Here is a 17207-nt window from a genome sequence, read left to right on the forward strand (position 1 = left end):
CTGATGATCGGACTTGAACCGATAACCTGCTGATTACAAGTCAGCTGCTCTGCCAATTGAGCCACACCAGCACATTTTTTTATTTTCCTCTGTCGCTTTGGCTTATCGCCAATCGACAAGACTTAGTATATATTGTTATGCTTTTTATTTCAAACTCAATTTCAGGCTATTTTCAAACATTATGTTAATCTATTTTAAAATTTCTCACAATTTCTTTATTTTACTTCTTTTTTCATTTATATTTTCTCTTCAATTAACTCAATATTTATGTATGGACTTAATATATTTTTCATTTCTTTATATTCTTTCTCTTCTAATTTATCCTTAAGTATTTTAAATATATCAATAGCAGCATCTAACTCATCATTTCTCTTAATATGTTCTAATAAAACTCCATAATCAGTTAAGGATAAATTTTTAGCAATAGCCATTAATTTAAACTTATCTGCTTTATTTATCTTCTTAGGAATTGAATATTTATCTACTTTAAATACTTCTTTGCTTTCTTTTGATGATTTCCCCACAGCTACCTTTTCTTTATACTTTTCATTTTTTTTGATATTTGTAGCATTTTCTTTAAACTTACCTTCTATTTCTTTTTCTTCTTTTAATTGAGATTCATCTAAATCATTACTTTGATTATTGTTATTCTCACTTATATTTTCTTTCTCTGTATCTTCTTTTAACTCTTCTTTATTATTTTCTATAGTCTTTTTCTTATTTTCCTCTTCATTAATATTTAAAATTTCATTCCTTTGATTTTTTACACTCTCTGCTTGAAATTTAACTTCTTCATAATTTAAGTTAACAAAATACATCATTGCTCCCATTATTAATGTAGTAAAAAATAGTACTAAAAAACTTAAAAACCCTTTATTCATAAGCATATTCACCTCCATTTTAATAATTACCACCTAAAATCTTTTTTATACTTCAATTTAATATTTCTAATGCTTCCTTCATATAATTAATGAGGGGGTGAAGCCTTGAATAAAATAAAAACTTACTACGAAAATTATCTGGCATATTACGAAATTTCAAATTTTTTAAAAAATCATATAGATGAAAAAACCATTATAGTATGTATAGGAACCGATAAATGTATAGGTGATTGCTTAGGTCCATTAGTTGGTACCCTACTAAAAGAAAAATTCTTTCCTTTAAAAGTGTTTGGTACACTTGATTCTCCTATCCACGCTCTTAATCTTGACAAAAAGATAACCGAAATATTAAAAACTTATCCTGGCTATAAAATACTAGCCATAGATGCTTGCCTAGGAGATTCTAAATCTATTGGTGAAATTCATGCTAGAAACGAGCCTATTCACCCTGGGAAAGGCGTTGGTAAATCCTTAAGGAGTGTTGGAGATATGTCTATAATAGCTATAGTTGATTCTTCCGAAAATATAGATCTATTTACAAGTAGACCTATTAGATTAAGCTTTATATTAGATATGTCTAAAGTTATTGTAGATTCTTTAATTCACGCCTATTATTTGAAAAATAAAAAAAATTAACTATATATCTCTTAACATTAAGAGATATATAGTTAATTTTACTCATCAATTAATTTCACTTCTAAATCATCTATATCTAAATTTAATTTCTCAAATGTTTTTAGTACTTTACCTGTTCCTTCAGCTACGCATTTTACAGCATCATCAGCAACTCTAACCTTAACTCCTGTCCTTTGTTCAATAAACTTATCTAAACCATTTAATAAGGCGCCTCCACCAGTCATAAGAATTCCTTCTTCTATTATATCCGCTGCTAATTCAGGTGGTGTTTTTTCAAGAACAGAATGAACAGCTTCTCCAATTATGCTAACCTCATCTTTTAAGGCTATTCTAAGTTCTTCACTATCAACTGTTATTATTCCTGGTAAACCTGTAACTAGATTTCTTCCTTTTACTTCCATACTCTCTTTTCTATTGCCTTCAACAGCTGTGGCAACGTTTATTTTTAATTCCTCTGCTGTTCTCTCACCAATCATAAGTTTATATTTACTTCTAACAAATTTAATTATAGCTTCATCAAATCTGTCTCCAGCTACTTTTACAGATTCTCTTATAACAATTCCACCTAAGGATATTATAGCTATATCTGCAGTTCCTCCACCTATATCTACAACCATATGTCCACTAGCCTTTGATATATCTAATCCTGCCCCTATTGCAGCTGCTAATGGTTCTTCTATAAGATATACGTTTTTAGCTCCTGAATTCTTCGCAGCATCTATAACTGCTCTTTTCTCAATTTCAGTTGCTTGACAAGGTATACATATCATTACTTTAGGTGCTGATATTCTTCTATTTCCAACACCCTTCTTGATAAAATACTTTAACATAGCTTCTGTCATCTCGTAATCTGATATAACACCATTTCTCATAGGTCTTAATGCTACTATATTTCCTGGTGTTCTTCCTATCATCTGTCTTGCAGCTTCTCCTACTGCTAGAACTTTGTTCTTATTTTTGTCTATAGCTACCACTGATGGCTCTTTTAAGACTATACCTTTATCTTTCATATAGACAAGAACTGTTGCTGTTCCAAGGTCTATACCCATGTCTGTACCTTTTCTCCAAAACCACATATTTACAACTCCCTAATATATAATAATAATTATTATTTTCTATAAAAATATACATAAATACTAACTTTTATTATATAAGGAATAATTTCATCATTCAACAACTTTATATTTTAACTTAGTTGCCTTTCCACCTCTTATATGTCTTTCAGCTTTATTTAAATCTAATATACTTTTTGCTTCTTCAGCTATATCTGGATTTATCTTAGGCAATCTTTCAGTCATATCTTTATGTATAGTACTTTTACTCACACCAAAAACTTTAGCTGTTTTTCTTATAGTAGCCCTTGAATAAATAATGTACTGAGCCACTTCTAAAACTCTCTCCTCAATATAATCTTTCAAGAACCTTACCTCCTTAAAAATATTCTTAAATTTTTAATCAGCTGCTTTTTATATAAGCAGCTGATTATGTATTAAATTATTCTTTTACAGGAATATCTTTTAAGTATTTTTGTGGATCTACTGGCTCCTTAGAATTTTCCATATGGAACATTAAATAATTTTCAGAAACTCTATCACTTGGACTACTTTGAATAGTTTTTCCAATCTTACCTATAGAATCTCCTTTTTTAACATTATCCCCTTCTTTAACTTTAATCTCTGGATCTAAGTTTCCATAAAAACCAACAATACCATTTTGATGCTCTATTTTAACAAAGCACCCTTCTTTTGAGTTCCCTTTTCCAGCCTCTACAACTTTACCATCACCAATTGCTAAAACTTCAGTTCCCTCAGTAGCTTCTATATCTATTCCTTTATAAACAGATGCACTTTGACCTGATTCATTTAATCTAGGTTCTAAGTTATATAATCTTGTTATAACTCCACCCTTAATTGGTGATGTAAAACTTTGACTTTGGCTTGAAGTTGCAACTGACTTATCATCATTATTTGCTTCCGGTTTTACTTCTTCAATATTAGCTTCATTAGATGCAGTTTTTTCCGAATCATTTGCTACATCTGTTTTTCCTTCAACTAGTTCAGCATCGTCAAAAGTATTACCAGTTGTAGTACTATTATCCTCTGTATTTTCTATAGTGTTTTCTGCTATATTTTCTTCTACTGTGTTATTTGCACTTTTATTTGCTACCACTACTCCAACTGTTGCTACTAAACATAGGCAAACAAATAAAACTACATAAAATCCATCCTTTTTAATAAATCTCTTAAATTGGTCTTTTTTATTCATTTTCAACACCTCCGTTTCTAATTCTGTCCATTTATCCTAAATTAATACACGTATATAAATCTTTTTTATAAAAAAAGAACAAGCAAAACTTATTTGCTTGTTCTTCTATTAAGCTATTAACCTATTAAAACTTCATTACTTTCTTCAATTTTACTTCCTTTAAAATAATGCTCTAATATTTCATCATATTTACTGCCTTCCTTCGCCATTACATTAGCTCCCCATTGACTCATGCCAACACCATGTCCATACCCTAAACATTTTATGTTTATTTTATCCTCTAAAACTTCTAATGTAAAATTAGCAGAATTTAATCCAAATATTTTTCTAAATTCCTTTCCCTTAATTGTAGCATCTCCTATTTTTATGTCATCTACAGTTCCCCCTGTGTTCCTACTTAATATTTTAACTTCCTCATTTATATTATTTCCTAAATCACTATTAGGAATATATTTTTTAATTTTACTCTTAAAATCACTTATAGAAATACTGATTTCACTCTCATATTTAGGTGATATTTCTTCCCCTGGACTTTCAACTGACTTTAAGTAAGGAACATCTTCTGAAAATACAGCAACAGCATCCTCTGTATTTCCTGAACTTGTAGAAAAGTATTGAGGATATTTTACTAACTGGTCATTATAAGCTAGAACCTTGCCTTCTGTTTCTTTAACAACTTTTTTTAATTTTTTTAAATATTCATCTCCCTCTTTACCCCAAGCTTTTTTCCTTTCATTGATATTTAAGTATGCTTGACAGTGAGTAGTATCACATATATTTCCTTCCTTTATATTGTTACATCCAGTAATTAATTTATTTATAACAAATGTCCTTGCTAAAATAGACTGAGCTTTTAATGCCTCTTCATGAAAAGTAGCTGGCATTTCACTTGAAACTACAGATAAGACATATTCCTCTAATGGTACTTTTTCTACTTTATTTTCTTTAGATATGTAAACTTCAACTTCCTTTAAATTAACTACATCAACTAACTTTTTATTTTTAACTTTCTCTACTTTATTATTACTTTCAGCCATACTTGAACTAGATAAAAAACCAAAAAGTATTGGTATAAAAACTATACTCACTATAATTGTTACAATAAAAATTGCTGATTCTAAAATCTTTCTATTTATCATAAATCCTCCTAAAACTTATTAATACAGTTTATGTATATGCTAAGTTTTCTAAAACTCGAACTTATAATAAAATTATTTAAAGCAAAAAAGTCAACAGCAATGCTGTTGACTTATATTCTACTTATGTCAGCACCTAAGGCTCTGAACTTATTTTCTATTTCAACATAACCTCTATCTATATGGTATATATCAGTAACTATTGTCTCTCCCTTTGCTACAAGTCCAGATAAAATCAAAGCAGCTCCTGCCCTTAAGTCAGTTGCCTTAACTTCACATCCATTAAGGTTATTTACCCCTTCAATTAAAGCAGATCTTCCTTCTACTTGTATATTTGCACCCATACGTCTTAATTCATCTACATTCATAAATCTATTCTCAAAAACACTTTCAGTTATAATACTACTTCCTTTTGCTATGCTCAATAAACTCATCATTTGTGATTGCATATCAGTAGGATATCCTGGATAAGGCATTGTTTTTATATTAATTGGTTTTATTTCTTCATTTCCTTTTACTATTATACTGCTTTCCTCATTATGAACATCAAAAAACTCTGTTCCAGCTTCTTTTAACTTAGATATTATAGCTGAACAATGGTCTTTATTTACTCCATTTATTTTTATTTTTGATCCTGTTATTGCCGCTGCAACCATAAATGTTCCAGCTTCTATTCTATCATATATAGGAGTGTACTCAGTTGAAGTTAATGAATCCACACCTTCTATTATTATTTTACCTGGTTTTTCAATATAAATTTTAGCTCCCATAGAATTCAAAAAATTAATTAAATCAGTTATTTCTGGCTCTTGAGCGGCATTTTCAATTACCGTAGTTCCTTTAGCCATAGTTGCTGCCATCATTATATTCTCTGTTGCTCCAACTGATGGAAAGTCTAAATATATTTTACTCCCAACTAATTTTTTTGCTTTTATACATACAAATCCATTACCACAATTGCTATCTTCAGCTCCTAATGCTCTAAGACCTTTCAGGTGTAATTCTATTGGTCTAGAACCTATATTACATCCACCTGGTCTAGCTAACTTAAACTCACCATATTTAGCTATCATTGGCCCCATTATTAAAAATGAAGCTCTCATTTTTTTAACCAAATCCTCACTTGGAATTAAAGGATCTTTATTTAGTGGTGGTACAATTAATTTATTTTCTTTCTTATCTATTTTCAAATTATATCCCAATTGTTCCATAACATTACAAATTGTAAAAACATCTTGTAACATAGGTAATTCATTTATTAGTACACCATCAGTAGCTAATATACTTCCTGCGATTATTGGTAAAACTGAGTTCTTAGCCGTATTTATATTTACTTCTCCTTTTAATTTCTTTCCACCTTGTACTACTATTTTATCCATATTATCCTCCATTAAAATTGTTTTAATATGTTGTAAATATGATAGGAGTTCCTAAAATCAACTTCCTATCTTCCTCATATGTCATAATGGAGTAATTAAACTGGTAATCACTCTTAAGATTAATTATTCCTGTAGTTCCTTTCTCTAAATTTATTCTTTTGGTTTCCTTTACCTTACTCTTACCAATTGATTTTATAAGTTTTTCTTCAATTTCATCTATATTATTATTCTCTCTAATATTCCCTTTTATATAAGTATAATATTTTATATTTTTCATGTTTTTATTATGAATAAATTGAAAATATTCCTTAATATTATTAAAATCAATTCTATTTTTAGAAACAATTACTACTTGAACTCTGAGTTTTGAATTTTCTTCTATTAGACTAATATCCAAGTCAAATTGTTCTTTTGAAATATTTAAATATATCTCATTTTCTTTTTCTACTATACTAGTAAAATCTTCAATTTTAATATAACCATTAATATTTTCAAACTGATTTTTTATATTTTCATCTGTAATATATTCTATTTTCATACCATACTCTTCTATATTACCAATTTCCTCTTCAACCTTAGAATAAACTTTGTTATCTAAGTTGTTAGTGCTTGGACTAAAAATAAGCGAGAAACAAAATAATGCTACTACAAAAATATTATTATTCATTAATATACCACCCTTCTAATTTAATTATTGTCAAGAGTAGTATTTTTATACAAAATTTTCCTTGCATATTATCAATATATTATAATAATCTAAAAAAGTTCTATTAATTACATAAAAATATTTATTAAGAAGAATAATCCTAACAAAAAAAGCATACAGTTTCCTGTATGCTTTATATAAATTACATTTCTTTTAACTTTAATCTAGACATAGCTCTTGCTAAGGCTAACTTAGCTCTCTTTTCATCTAGTTCATCAGTCTTATTTTTTAATCTTTCCTCTGCTCTTTGCTTAGCATTCATAGCTCTTGCTTGATCTATTTCTTCAGGCCATTCTGCTGAATTTACACAAAAAGTAACTTCATTATTTTGAACCTTCATTAATCCTGTTGAAGTAAATAAGTATTTACTTTCACCATTCTCATCATCTATTCTTGTAACAGTAGGAACAGTTGCTGTTAAATAAGGTTGGTGACCAGCTAATATTTCAAACTCACCAACAGCATTTTTACATAAGACTCTTGAAACTTCACCTGAAATAAGAACTCTTTCTGGTGTTGTAACAATTAACTTAAATTTATTCATTTTTATTCACCCCTTTTATTGGGCCATTGCTCTAGCTTTTTCTAGTACTTCTTCTATTGTTCCAGCAAATAAGAAAGCTGATTCAGGAACATTGTCATGTTTACCTTCTAATATTTCTTTGAAACCTCTTATAGTTTCTTTTATTGGAACATATCTACCTTGCATTCCAGTAAATTGCTCTGCTACTGTGAATGGTTGTGATAAGAATTTTTGTATTCTTCTTGCTCTAGCAACTATTAATTTATCTTCATCTGCAAGCTCATCAACACCAAGGATAGCGATGATATCTTGAAGTTCTTTATATCTTTCTAATATATGCTTAACTTTTGAAGCAACTTCATAGTGTTCTTCTCCAACAACTCTTGGGTCTAATATTCTTGATGAAGAATCTAGAGGATCAACAGCTGGGTAAATACCTATTTCAGCTATACTTCTTGATAAAACTGTTTTAGCATCAAGGTGGTTGAATGTTGTAGCTGGAGCTGGGTCAGTTAAGTCATCGGCTGGTACGTATACCGCTTGAACTGATGTAATTGATCCATGAGTAGTTGATGTGATTCTCTCTTGAAGAGCTCCCATCTCTGTAGCAAGAGTTGGTTGGTAACCAACAGCTGATGGTATTCTTCCTAATAAAGCTGAAACCTCTGATCCAGCTTGTGAGAATCTGAATATGTTATCTATGAATAATAACACGTCTTGACCTTGGTCTCTGAAGTACTCAGCCATAGTAAGTCCTGTTAAAGCAACTCTCATTCTTGCTCCAGGTGGTTCGTTCATTTGTCCAAATACTAATGCTGTATTTTTTATAACTCCTGATTCCATCATTTCATAGTAAAGGTCATTACCTTCTCTTGATCTTTCTCCAACTCCTGTAAATACAGAAAGTCCACCGTGCTCTTTAGCTATGTTGTTTATAAGCTCTTGTATAAGAACTGTTTTACCAACACCTGCACCTCCAAATAGACCGATTTTTCCCCCTCTTTGGTAAGGTGCTAAAAGGTCGATAACCTTTATTCCTGTCTCAAACATTTGAGGAACAACTGATTGCTCTTCAAATGATGGAGCTGGTCTATGAATTGGATATTTTTCTTCATTATTAACTTCAGCTCCACTATCTAGTGGTTTACCTAATACGTTAAATATTCTTCCTAATACGCATTCACCAACTGGTACTGATATAGGTGCTCCTGTATCAACAGCTTCTACACCTCTTCTTAGTCCTTCAGTAGCTTCCATAGCTATAGTTCTAACTATATCGTCTCCTACGTGTTGCTCTACCTCACAAACTAAAATTTTTCCATCGTCCATTTTTATGTGTATTGCATTAAATATATTAGGAAGTTCATCATTTGCAAATTTTATATCTACAACTGGTCCAATAACCTGAACTACTTTACCTATATTATTAGACATTTTGAGTACCTCCTTATTTTTGTGCTTCTGCTCCACCAACGATTTCTGATATCTCTTGTGTTATGATACTTTGTCTTATTCTATTGTACTTAGCATCTAATGAGTTTAATAAATCATCGGCATTTTTAGTTGCTCCGTCCATTGCCTGCATTCTAGCACTTTGTTCACTAGCTTTTGAATTAAACATAGCATTCATGAATTTACCTTTTAAGTATGATGAAACTAATGAATCTATTATTTCATCCTCATCAGGTTCAATTAAGAAAGAAACTTTACCTTTTTCTCCAGTTAAGTCTAGTGGTAATAATTTTTCTTCAACAACCTCTTGCTTAACAGGTGAAAAGAATTTAGTATAAACTAAACTTACTTCTCCAAAATTTCCATCAGTAAATTCTTTAACAGCTTTATTCACTATAGTTGATGCATCACCAACGTTTGGTGTATCTCCTAAATCAACATATTCTGCTAAAGTAGAAATCTTGTTTTTCTTAACATAATGGATACCTTTTTTTCCTACTACTACTGCTTCTATGTTTTCAAGATTATTTTCATAGTTATCTCTTACAAAAGCCGCAGTATTACCATTAAATCCACCACATAATCCTGAATCTGATGCTAATAATATTATTAACTTTTTAGGATTATCATTGGGTTTAAGTAAAGGATTATTATTGCTATTTAATGATCCGATTAATTCTCTAGCAATTTCATCTAGACTACTAAAATATTGATTGTTTTCAGTTAGTTTTTGTCTAGCTTTTCTTAACTTAGAAGTGGCAACAAGTCCCATAGCTTTTGTTATTTTTCTTGTGTTTTTGATACTTTTTATTCTTCTTTTAATTTCTAAAAGTCCTGCACCTGCCATTTAAGCTCCACCTCCATTCTTAAAAATGTGGGCATAGCTTTAATTAAAAAGCTATGCTCTTATTTTACATTAAGAATATTTTTTTAAATTCTACTATAGCACTTTCTAAAGCAGATTTTAATTCATCGTCTAAAACTTTCTTATCTAATATAGCTTTACCAATTTCTCTATGATGAGTGTCCATATATTCTAAGAATTCTTTTTCAAATCTCTTAATATCTGAAACTTTGATATCTAGTAAGAAATTGTTAACTGCAGCGTATATTATCATAATTTGTTTTTCAACTGCCATTGGCTTATATTGATCTTGTTTTAAGATCTCGATAAGTCTCTTACCTTTTTCAAGTCTTGCTTGAGTATCTTTATCAAGGTCTGAACCAAATTGAGCAAATGATGCTAACTCTCTATATTGAGCAAGTTCTAGTCTTAATGTACCAGAAACTTGTTTCATTGCTTTTATTTGAGCGTTACCTCCAACCCTTGAAACTGATATACCAGGGTTAACAGCTGGTCTTTGTCCTGCGTTGAATAACTCAGTTTCTAAGAATATCTGTCCATCTGTTATTGATATAACGTTAGTTGGAATATATGCTGTTACGTCTCCTGCTAATGTTTCTATTATTGGAAGTGCTGTTAATGAGCCTCCACCATTTTCTTTTGATAACTTAGCAGCTCTTTCAAGTAATCTTGAATGGATGTAGAATACATCCCCTGGGTAAGCTTCTCTTCCTGGTGGTCTTCTAATTAATAGTGACATTGTTCTATAAGCAACTGCGTGCTTACTTAAGTCATCATATATTATTAATACATGCTTACCTTTATTCATGAAGTATTCACCCATTGTACATCCTGAATATGGTGCAATGTATTGTAATGGAGCTGATTCTGATGCTGATGCAGTTACAACTATTGAATAGTCCATAGCTCCTTCTTCAGTTAAAGTGTTAACTATGTTAGCTACTGTTGATTGTTTTTGTCCAATAGCAACATATATACATATAACATCTTTACCTTTTTGGTTAATTATAGTATCTATAGCTATAGCAGTTTTACCTGTTTGTCTATCTCCTATAATTAACTCCCTTTGTCCTCTACCTATTGGTATCATTGAGTCGATTGCTTTGATACCTGTTTGTAGAGGCTCATTAACAGAACTTCTTTCTAAGATACCTGGTGCTGGTACTTCTATAGCTCTGTATCCATCATTTTTAATAGGACCTTTTCCGTCTATAGGTTGACCTAATGAATTAACAACTCTACCTATTAAGTCCTCTCCTACTGGTACTTCAACTATTTTTCCAGTTCTTTTAACGATGTCTCCTTCTTTTATACCTTCTTCAGATCCTAAAAGAACGCAACCAACGTTATCCTGCTCTAAGTTAAGAGCCATACCGAAAACTTGATTAGGGAATTCAAGAAGTTCACCTTCCATACACTCTTCTAACCCGTAAACTCTGGCAACTCCGTCACCTATCTGTATGATAGTACCAGAATCAACAGTTTCTAACTCTTTTTCATAGTTTTTTATTTCATTCTTGATTATAGAAGTTATTTCTTCTGGTTTAATATGCATAGACTCACCTCTATTCTCTCTTAAGCATTATCTGTTTCATATCGTCAAGTCTAGATTTAACAGTACCATCTATAACATCATCGCCAACTCTGACAAAAAGTCCTCCAATGATACTTTTATCTATTTCTTGCTTTAATAAAATTTTCTTTGAGTATTTATTTTCTAACTTTCCTACAAGTCTTGTAACTTCATCTTCTGTTAGTGGAACAACACTTTTTACTTCTGCAAGTAAAGTATTGTTTCTTTCTAGATGAATTTTTTCCATTTCTTTTAATTTTTCTCTTAGATAAAGTATTCTATCTTTTTCTATAAGAACCATTAAGAATGAAAGTAACTCATCATCTATTTTTCCTTCAAATATGTTTCTGAAAGTTCTTTTCTTTCTTACAGTACTAATTTGAGGATGTTTTATTATTTCATAAAGTTCATTATTTCCATAAATGATATCACAGATTTCTCTTAAATCATTTAAGTATTCTTCAACTTTATGCTTTTCTTCTGCAACTTCATATAGAGCTAAGGCATATCTACGATCTAAATATTCATACATAATTAGATACCTACCTTTTCAATAAAATCATTTATTAATTCTCTATGTTTAGATTCATCAATAGATTCTCCAAGTGCTTTCTCTGAAAGCATTACAGAAATATCAACTACTTGTTGCTTTAACTCGTATTTTACTTTTTCTTCTTCTCTTTGAATTTCAATATTAGCTCTATTTATTATAGCCTCAGCTTCTCTATGAGCATCATCAACTATTTCTTTATAAATTCTATCAGCTTCTTTTTTCTGTTCTTCTCTAAGCTTTCTGCCTTCTTCTTTAGCAGATTTAAGAATTCTTTCATTATCTAATCTTAATCTTCTTGCTTTTTCTGCATCTTCATCGGCCTTTAAGATAGTTTCATCTATAGCCTCTTGTCTTGCATCGATGGCTCTTTTGATTTTGTCCCAGAAAAAATGTTTTAGTATAAGAATTAATATTATAAAGTTAATGATTGTAGCTAATATTCTCATAAAATCTATTTCCATATATCAATCACAGCCTCCCTTCGGAGTCAATTATATTAACTCTATTATGTTTATTTATTAATTACTACAAGTTCTTAATAAAAAGTACGTAATTTGATATTAAGCAACGAATAATAAGATTATTGAAACAACTAATCCATAGATAGCTGTTGCTTCTGAAAGACCAGCTCCCATGATGAATAAACTTTGAATCTTATCTGATGCTTCTGGTTGTCTTGCAGTTGCCTCTAATGCTCCTGCAGTTGCAATACCTATACCTATTCCTGCTCCTATACCTGCTAATACAGCGATACCTGCTGCTAATAACTTCATATCCATTAAAAATTCCTCCTTTTTCAAATCAAATAAAGTTACTTTGATTTGTTTAATTAACTTTTCTTAGTGATCTGCTATAATTTTAATATTTACCATAGTTAACATAGTAAATACTATCATTTGTATTGTTCCATCAAATACATCGAAGAAACCATGTGCTAGTATTGGCATACCTAATTGAGCAAACCAACTTATGTGTCCTAAACCTGAATACATTAAGTCTATTAATAAGGTAGCTGCTAGCATATTACCGAATAAACGTAGTGCAAGAGATACTGGGAAAATAATTCTCTCCATTAAGTTTAAAGGTAACATTAGTGGATAAGGCTTAAAATATCCTTTGATATATCCTCCAATATGACATCTACGTATAGCATTAACATGAACAACAACAAAGGAAGTAATTGCTAATGCCACTGCAACACTTAAATCTTGAGTAGGAGGTGCAAGCCCTATTAACCCATAAAAGTTTAATACAAGTAGGAATATTGCTAAAGTTCCTATATAAGGCACAAAACCAATATAACTTTCCCCCATGTTGCTCTTTACTAAGTTATAAACTGTTTGATAGATTGATTCTAAAACAACTTGTAACTTACCTGGTTTATTTTTAAGATTTCTAGTTGATAATAAAGCAAAAACTATTATAAGAAGCATTGCTGCCCATTGAAAAATAATTGTACTGCTTATTGTCAAACTACCAATCTTAACTGTAAACAATGGTGCAAAGATATCCACGGAATCACTCCCTTTCTATCTTAGTATTAATTTATATATGTATATAAATATTTATTTATTGTTTTTTATAAGGCCTTATTTTTTTTAGTATAAATAAATATTGATATCTGGTGTAAAATGAATCCTATTAAGTAAAATGCTAATTCCTTAACATCTTTCATAAAGATTAGTGTAAATAAAAGAATCAAAAGCATTCTTAATACAAAACTTAATTGTATCTTTAAAGCGCCTCTTCTATTACTTATGACTTTATTAATTACAATTGCATTTGCTGTAAAATTAATTGTTGCAATTACACTTCCAACTAAAAAAGCCACCCCAAATCTAAAATTAAATAAACTAATTAATAGGGTTGCTATTATTGTTAATAAAATATTAGTCTTCATAACTGAAAAAACTAAACTTTTAATTTTAGCGTTCACATATAACCTCCATAGTTCCGCAATGTTACTTTACTAATTATATTCCCGAATTTAATATTAATAAAATTTAAATTTTGGTTGAATTTATTAATATTCTGATATTTTAAAGTGATTTTAACTATTTCCTTCATTTTTACTCTTAAAAACTCTCATTTACTCTTTTATAAATTATTTATGAATGTTTTTGAATTTATCATTTCATTTTTCTGAATTTTTAAATTACTATATAAGAACTTAAATTAAATTTCGATTACTATTTTCGATTTTGAAATCCTTTTTTAAAAGTTTTTGTTATAAAATTGTATATTTTATAGGGTTTTTTATCAAAAAAATTTTAAACCACTATTAAGAATAAAACATACAACTTAAAAGGTTTTGAATAACCTTTTTAATATTTATTCACATTTTTTTATTTTTTTTTTTCAAAATCTAATATTTTAAATATTTTTCTTTACTTTAATCCTATTTTTTTCTATTCTTCTTACTATTATTCATGTTTTTTATATAAAATTAAATAAATTATCTGTTTTCTAATATGAATTTTTATTCTCAAATTAGTGCATTTTTTTAAATATATTTTTAAACTTAAATATGAATTTTCAAATAATTTTTCACAAAAAAAGATACTATCCCAAGATAGGATAGTATCTTTAAAATATATATTATAATAATGGTAAACTTATTATCTTTCTACTATTAAAGCAGTTCCCATTCCTCCACCTATACAAAGTGTTGCTAAACCTCTCTTAGCATCCCTTTTCATCATTTCGTGAAGTAATGTAACTAATATTCTAGCCCCTGAAGCTCCTACTGGATGTCCTAAAGCTATAGCTCCACCATTTACGTTAACTTTACTCATATCAAACTCTAAATCTTTAGCAACTGCTAAACTTTGAGCTGCAAAAGCTTCATTTGCTTCTATTAAGTCAAAATCTGCAACTGTTAATCCAGTTCCTTCTAAAGCTTTTTTAGTAGCATAGAATGGTCCATAACCCATAATTGAAGGATCTAATCCTTTTGAACCATAAGAAACTATTTTACAGATTGGAGTTACTCCTAATTCTTTTGCTTTTTCAGCACTCATAACAACTAATGCAGCAGCACCATCATTTATACCTGATGCATTACCGGCTGTAACTGTACCATCTTTTTTGAATGCTGGTCTTAACTTAGCTAATTTTTCAGCAGTTGTTCCAAATCTAGGGAATTCATCAGTATCAAATACTATTGGATCACCTTTTCTTTGTGGAATTACTACTGGAACTATTTCATCTTTGAATTTTCCAGCTTTTATAGCTGCTTCTGCTTTCATTTGAGAATTTGCAGCAAATTCATCTTGCATTTCTCTAGTTAATCCCCATTGTTCTGCTATATTTTCAGCAGTTATACCCATGTGGTATCCATTAAATGCATCTGTTAAAGCATCATTGACCATAGCATCGACCATTTTTCCATCGCCCATTCTTTGACCAAATCTTGCAGTTCTTAAAACATATGGTCCTTGTGACATGTTTTCCATACCACCAGCTACTATTACGTCAGCATCTCCTGCTTTTATCATTTGAGCTGCTAAAGCTACACATCTTAAACCTGAACCACAAACTTTATTTATTGTCATTGAAGGAATTTCAACTGGTAAACCAGCTTTTACAGCTGCTTGTCTTGCAGGGTTTTGTCCTAATCCAGCTTGAATTACATTTCCCATTAAAACTTCATCAACACATTCTGGTTTTACACCAGCTTTATTTAAAGCTTCTTTAATAACTAAAGCTCCTAAATCTACAGCAGGAACATCCTTTAATGAACCACCAAATGAACCTAATGCTGTTCTTACTGCACTTGCAATAACTACCTCTCTCATATCAAAAACCTCCCATTTAGGTAAAAATTTATCAAAAATCTATATTTTTTCTAACTAATTTAATTATAACCATAAATTTACTAGCTTTCAATATTTTTTGTTAAATTTTAAACAATCTTTTTTATTATTTTTTCTCTTTTCGAAAAAAAAGACAGATAATTTAGCTTTATTATAGAAGTCTTTTATTAAAATTTCTATATTATTCTAAATATCTGTCTATTTATACCATTTATTCAAATTATATTTATTAAACTTTTTAACAAAGTCTTATTTACTTATAAATTCTTCTACTTCTTCATTATCTTTTCCAAAGTAATTTAAAATAGCTTTTACTATTCTTTCAGAAGCTTTACCATCTCCATATGGATTTATAGCTTTACTCATTTTGGCATAAGCTTTTTCATCATTTATAAGTGAATTAGCTTCTTCTAATATTTTTTCAACATCAGTACCAACTAATTTAACTGTTCCTGATTGAACAGCTTCTGGTCTTTCTGTAACATCTCTTAAAACTAATACTGGTTTTCCTAAGTGAGGAGCTTCCTCTTGTAATCCACCTGAATCAGTCATAACCATAAAGCATTTATTCATTAAGTTATGAGTTTCTTTTGTATCAAGTGGTGGTAAAAGATGTACTCTTTCTTTACCATCAAGATTTTTATAAACAACATCTTTTACAACTGGATTTAAGTGAACAAGGTAAACTAATTCAACATCTTTATTATCTTCAACTATTTTATTTAAAGCTGTACAGATATTTTCTATACCTTCTCCCCAGTTTTCTCTTCTATGAGCAGTTATCATGATAACTTTTTTGTTTTCAAAATCTATTTTATTTAATTCATCATTTTCAAAAACATAGTTATCTTCTACAGTATGTTCCATAGCATCGATTACAGTGTTACCTGTAATTTTTATGTCATTTTCATTTATTCCTTCTCTTAAAAGGTTAGCTTTTGATCCTTTAGTTGGAGCAAAGTGTAAATCAGCTAAAGCACCTGTTAACTTTCTATTCATCTCCTCTGGGAATGGAAAATATTTATCGAAAGTTCTAAGTCCTGCCTCAACATGACCTACTCTTATTTGTTGATAGAATGCTGCTAATCCTCCAGCAAAAGTTGTTGTAGTATCACCATGTACAAGTATCATATCTGGTTTTTCTTCTGTAAATACTTTTTCTAATCCTTCTAAAACTCTATTTGTTATTCCAGTAAGAGTTTGACGATTTTTCATTATGTCTAGATCAAAGTCAGGCTTTATATCAAATAGTTCTAAAACTTGATCTAACATTTCTCTATGTTGAGCAGTTACACAAACCTTTGATTCTATTTCTGGTCTTTTTTCTAATTCTTTTACTAATGGAGCCATTTTTATAGCTTCCGGTCTTGTTCCAAAGATAGTTAAAACTTTTATCTTTTCCATGAATCATTTACCTCCAAAA

General features: G+C 29.8%; 19 protein-coding genes. 1 reads left to right on the top strand and 18 read right to left on the bottom strand.

Annotation, left to right across the window (positions count from 1 at the left end):
- Nucleotides 1-236 precede the first annotated feature (236 nt).
- Nucleotides 237-899, bottom strand: coding sequence for a hypothetical protein (locus tag QP548_RS14615; protein ID WP_061429097.1), 663 nt, complete (start codon nucleotides 897-899; stop codon nucleotides 237-239).
- Nucleotides 900-986: 87 nt separating this feature from the next.
- Between QP548_RS14615 and yyaC the strand changes: the two genes are divergently transcribed.
- On the top strand, nucleotides 987-1517 hold the full coding sequence (gene yyaC / locus QP548_RS14620; protein WP_061429098.1) for a spore protease YyaC: 531 nt from the start codon (nucleotides 987-989) through the stop codon (nucleotides 1515-1517).
- A 38-nt stretch (nucleotides 1518-1555) separates the two neighbouring features.
- On the opposite strand, the gene QP548_RS14625 is transcribed toward yyaC, so the two are convergent.
- The 17 genes from QP548_RS14625 to wecB form a co-directional block, all read right to left on the bottom strand.
- Entirely contained in the window at nucleotides 1556-2593 is a 1038-nt protein-coding gene (locus QP548_RS14625; RefSeq protein ID WP_061429099.1) for a rod shape-determining protein, read from the bottom strand.
- A 90-nt stretch (nucleotides 2594-2683) separates the two neighbouring features.
- Nucleotides 2684-2935: a sporulation transcriptional regulator SpoIIID gene (gene spoIIID / locus QP548_RS14630; protein ID WP_003452341.1), complete on the bottom strand. Its 252-nt coding sequence runs from the start codon at nucleotides 2933-2935 to the stop codon at nucleotides 2684-2686.
- Nucleotides 2936-3011: 76 nt separating this feature from the next.
- On the bottom strand, nucleotides 3012-3782 hold the full coding sequence (locus tag QP548_RS14635) for a M23 family metallopeptidase (protein WP_061429100.1): 771 nt from the start codon (nucleotides 3780-3782) through the stop codon (nucleotides 3012-3014).
- Between the two features lie 116 nt (nucleotides 3783-3898).
- Entirely contained in the window at nucleotides 3899-4921 is a 1023-nt protein-coding gene (spoIID, locus tag QP548_RS14640; protein ID WP_061429101.1) for a stage II sporulation protein D, read from the bottom strand.
- Nucleotides 4922-5031: 110 nt separating this feature from the next.
- Complete coding sequence (gene murA, locus QP548_RS14645; RefSeq protein WP_061429102.1) at nucleotides 5032-6297, bottom strand: UDP-N-acetylglucosamine 1-carboxyvinyltransferase; 1266 nt, start codon at nucleotides 6295-6297, stop codon at nucleotides 5032-5034.
- 22 nt (nucleotides 6298-6319) lie between these two features.
- Nucleotides 6320-6964 carry a hypothetical protein gene (locus QP548_RS14650; RefSeq protein ID WP_061429103.1) on the bottom strand — a complete coding sequence of 215 codons (645 nt, stop codon included), beginning with the start codon at nucleotides 6962-6964 and terminating at the stop codon, nucleotides 6320-6322.
- Between the two features lie 181 nt (nucleotides 6965-7145).
- A complete protein-coding gene (locus tag QP548_RS14655; RefSeq protein WP_061429104.1) occupies nucleotides 7146-7547 on the bottom strand; it encodes a F0F1 ATP synthase subunit epsilon in 402 nt (133 codons plus the stop codon).
- 15 nt (nucleotides 7548-7562) lie between these two features.
- Entirely contained in the window at nucleotides 7563-8960 is a 1398-nt protein-coding gene (atpD, locus tag QP548_RS14660) for a F0F1 ATP synthase subunit beta (RefSeq protein ID WP_003452277.1), read from the bottom strand.
- 13 nt (nucleotides 8961-8973) lie between these two features.
- Complete coding sequence (atpG, locus tag QP548_RS14665) at nucleotides 8974-9825, bottom strand: ATP synthase F1 subunit gamma (RefSeq protein WP_003452288.1); 852 nt, start codon at nucleotides 9823-9825, stop codon at nucleotides 8974-8976.
- A gap of 64 nt (nucleotides 9826-9889) precedes the next feature.
- On the bottom strand, nucleotides 9890-11398 hold the full coding sequence (gene atpA, locus QP548_RS14670) for a F0F1 ATP synthase subunit alpha (protein WP_003452357.1): 1509 nt from the start codon (nucleotides 11396-11398) through the stop codon (nucleotides 9890-9892).
- Between the two features lie 10 nt (nucleotides 11399-11408).
- Complete coding sequence (locus tag QP548_RS14675) at nucleotides 11409-11948, bottom strand: F0F1 ATP synthase subunit delta (RefSeq protein WP_061429105.1); 540 nt, start codon at nucleotides 11946-11948, stop codon at nucleotides 11409-11411.
- A gap of 2 nt (nucleotides 11949-11950) precedes the next feature.
- Entirely contained in the window at nucleotides 11951-12430 is a 480-nt protein-coding gene (locus tag QP548_RS14680; RefSeq protein ID WP_003452454.1) for a F0F1 ATP synthase subunit B, read from the bottom strand.
- A 99-nt stretch (nucleotides 12431-12529) separates the two neighbouring features.
- Nucleotides 12530-12748 carry an ATP synthase F0 subunit C gene (gene atpE, locus QP548_RS14685; RefSeq protein ID WP_003452423.1) on the bottom strand — a complete coding sequence of 73 codons (219 nt, stop codon included), beginning with the start codon at nucleotides 12746-12748 and terminating at the stop codon, nucleotides 12530-12532.
- Nucleotides 12749-12808: 60 nt separating this feature from the next.
- Nucleotides 12809-13483 (bottom strand): F0F1 ATP synthase subunit A, encoded by a 675-nt coding sequence (locus tag QP548_RS14690; protein WP_003452429.1) that lies wholly within the window; start codon nucleotides 13481-13483, stop codon nucleotides 12809-12811.
- Between the two features lie 65 nt (nucleotides 13484-13548).
- Nucleotides 13549-13905, bottom strand: coding sequence for an ATP synthase subunit I (locus QP548_RS14695; RefSeq protein WP_061429106.1), 357 nt, complete (start codon nucleotides 13903-13905; stop codon nucleotides 13549-13551).
- Nucleotides 13906-14587: 682 nt separating this feature from the next.
- On the bottom strand, nucleotides 14588-15766 hold the full coding sequence (locus QP548_RS14700; RefSeq protein WP_061429107.1) for an acetyl-CoA C-acetyltransferase: 1179 nt from the start codon (nucleotides 15764-15766) through the stop codon (nucleotides 14588-14590).
- A 267-nt stretch (nucleotides 15767-16033) separates the two neighbouring features.
- Nucleotides 16034-17188: a non-hydrolyzing UDP-N-acetylglucosamine 2-epimerase gene (gene wecB / locus QP548_RS14705; RefSeq protein ID WP_003468131.1), complete on the bottom strand. Its 1155-nt coding sequence runs from the start codon at nucleotides 17186-17188 to the stop codon at nucleotides 16034-16036.
- Nucleotides 17189-17207: the final 19 nt, after the last annotated feature.

The sequence above is a fragment of the Clostridium sp. UMB9555A genome, from assembly GCF_030222355.1.
GTDB classification, from domain to species: Bacteria; Bacillota; Clostridia; order Clostridiales; family Clostridiaceae; genus Sarcina; species Sarcina perfringens.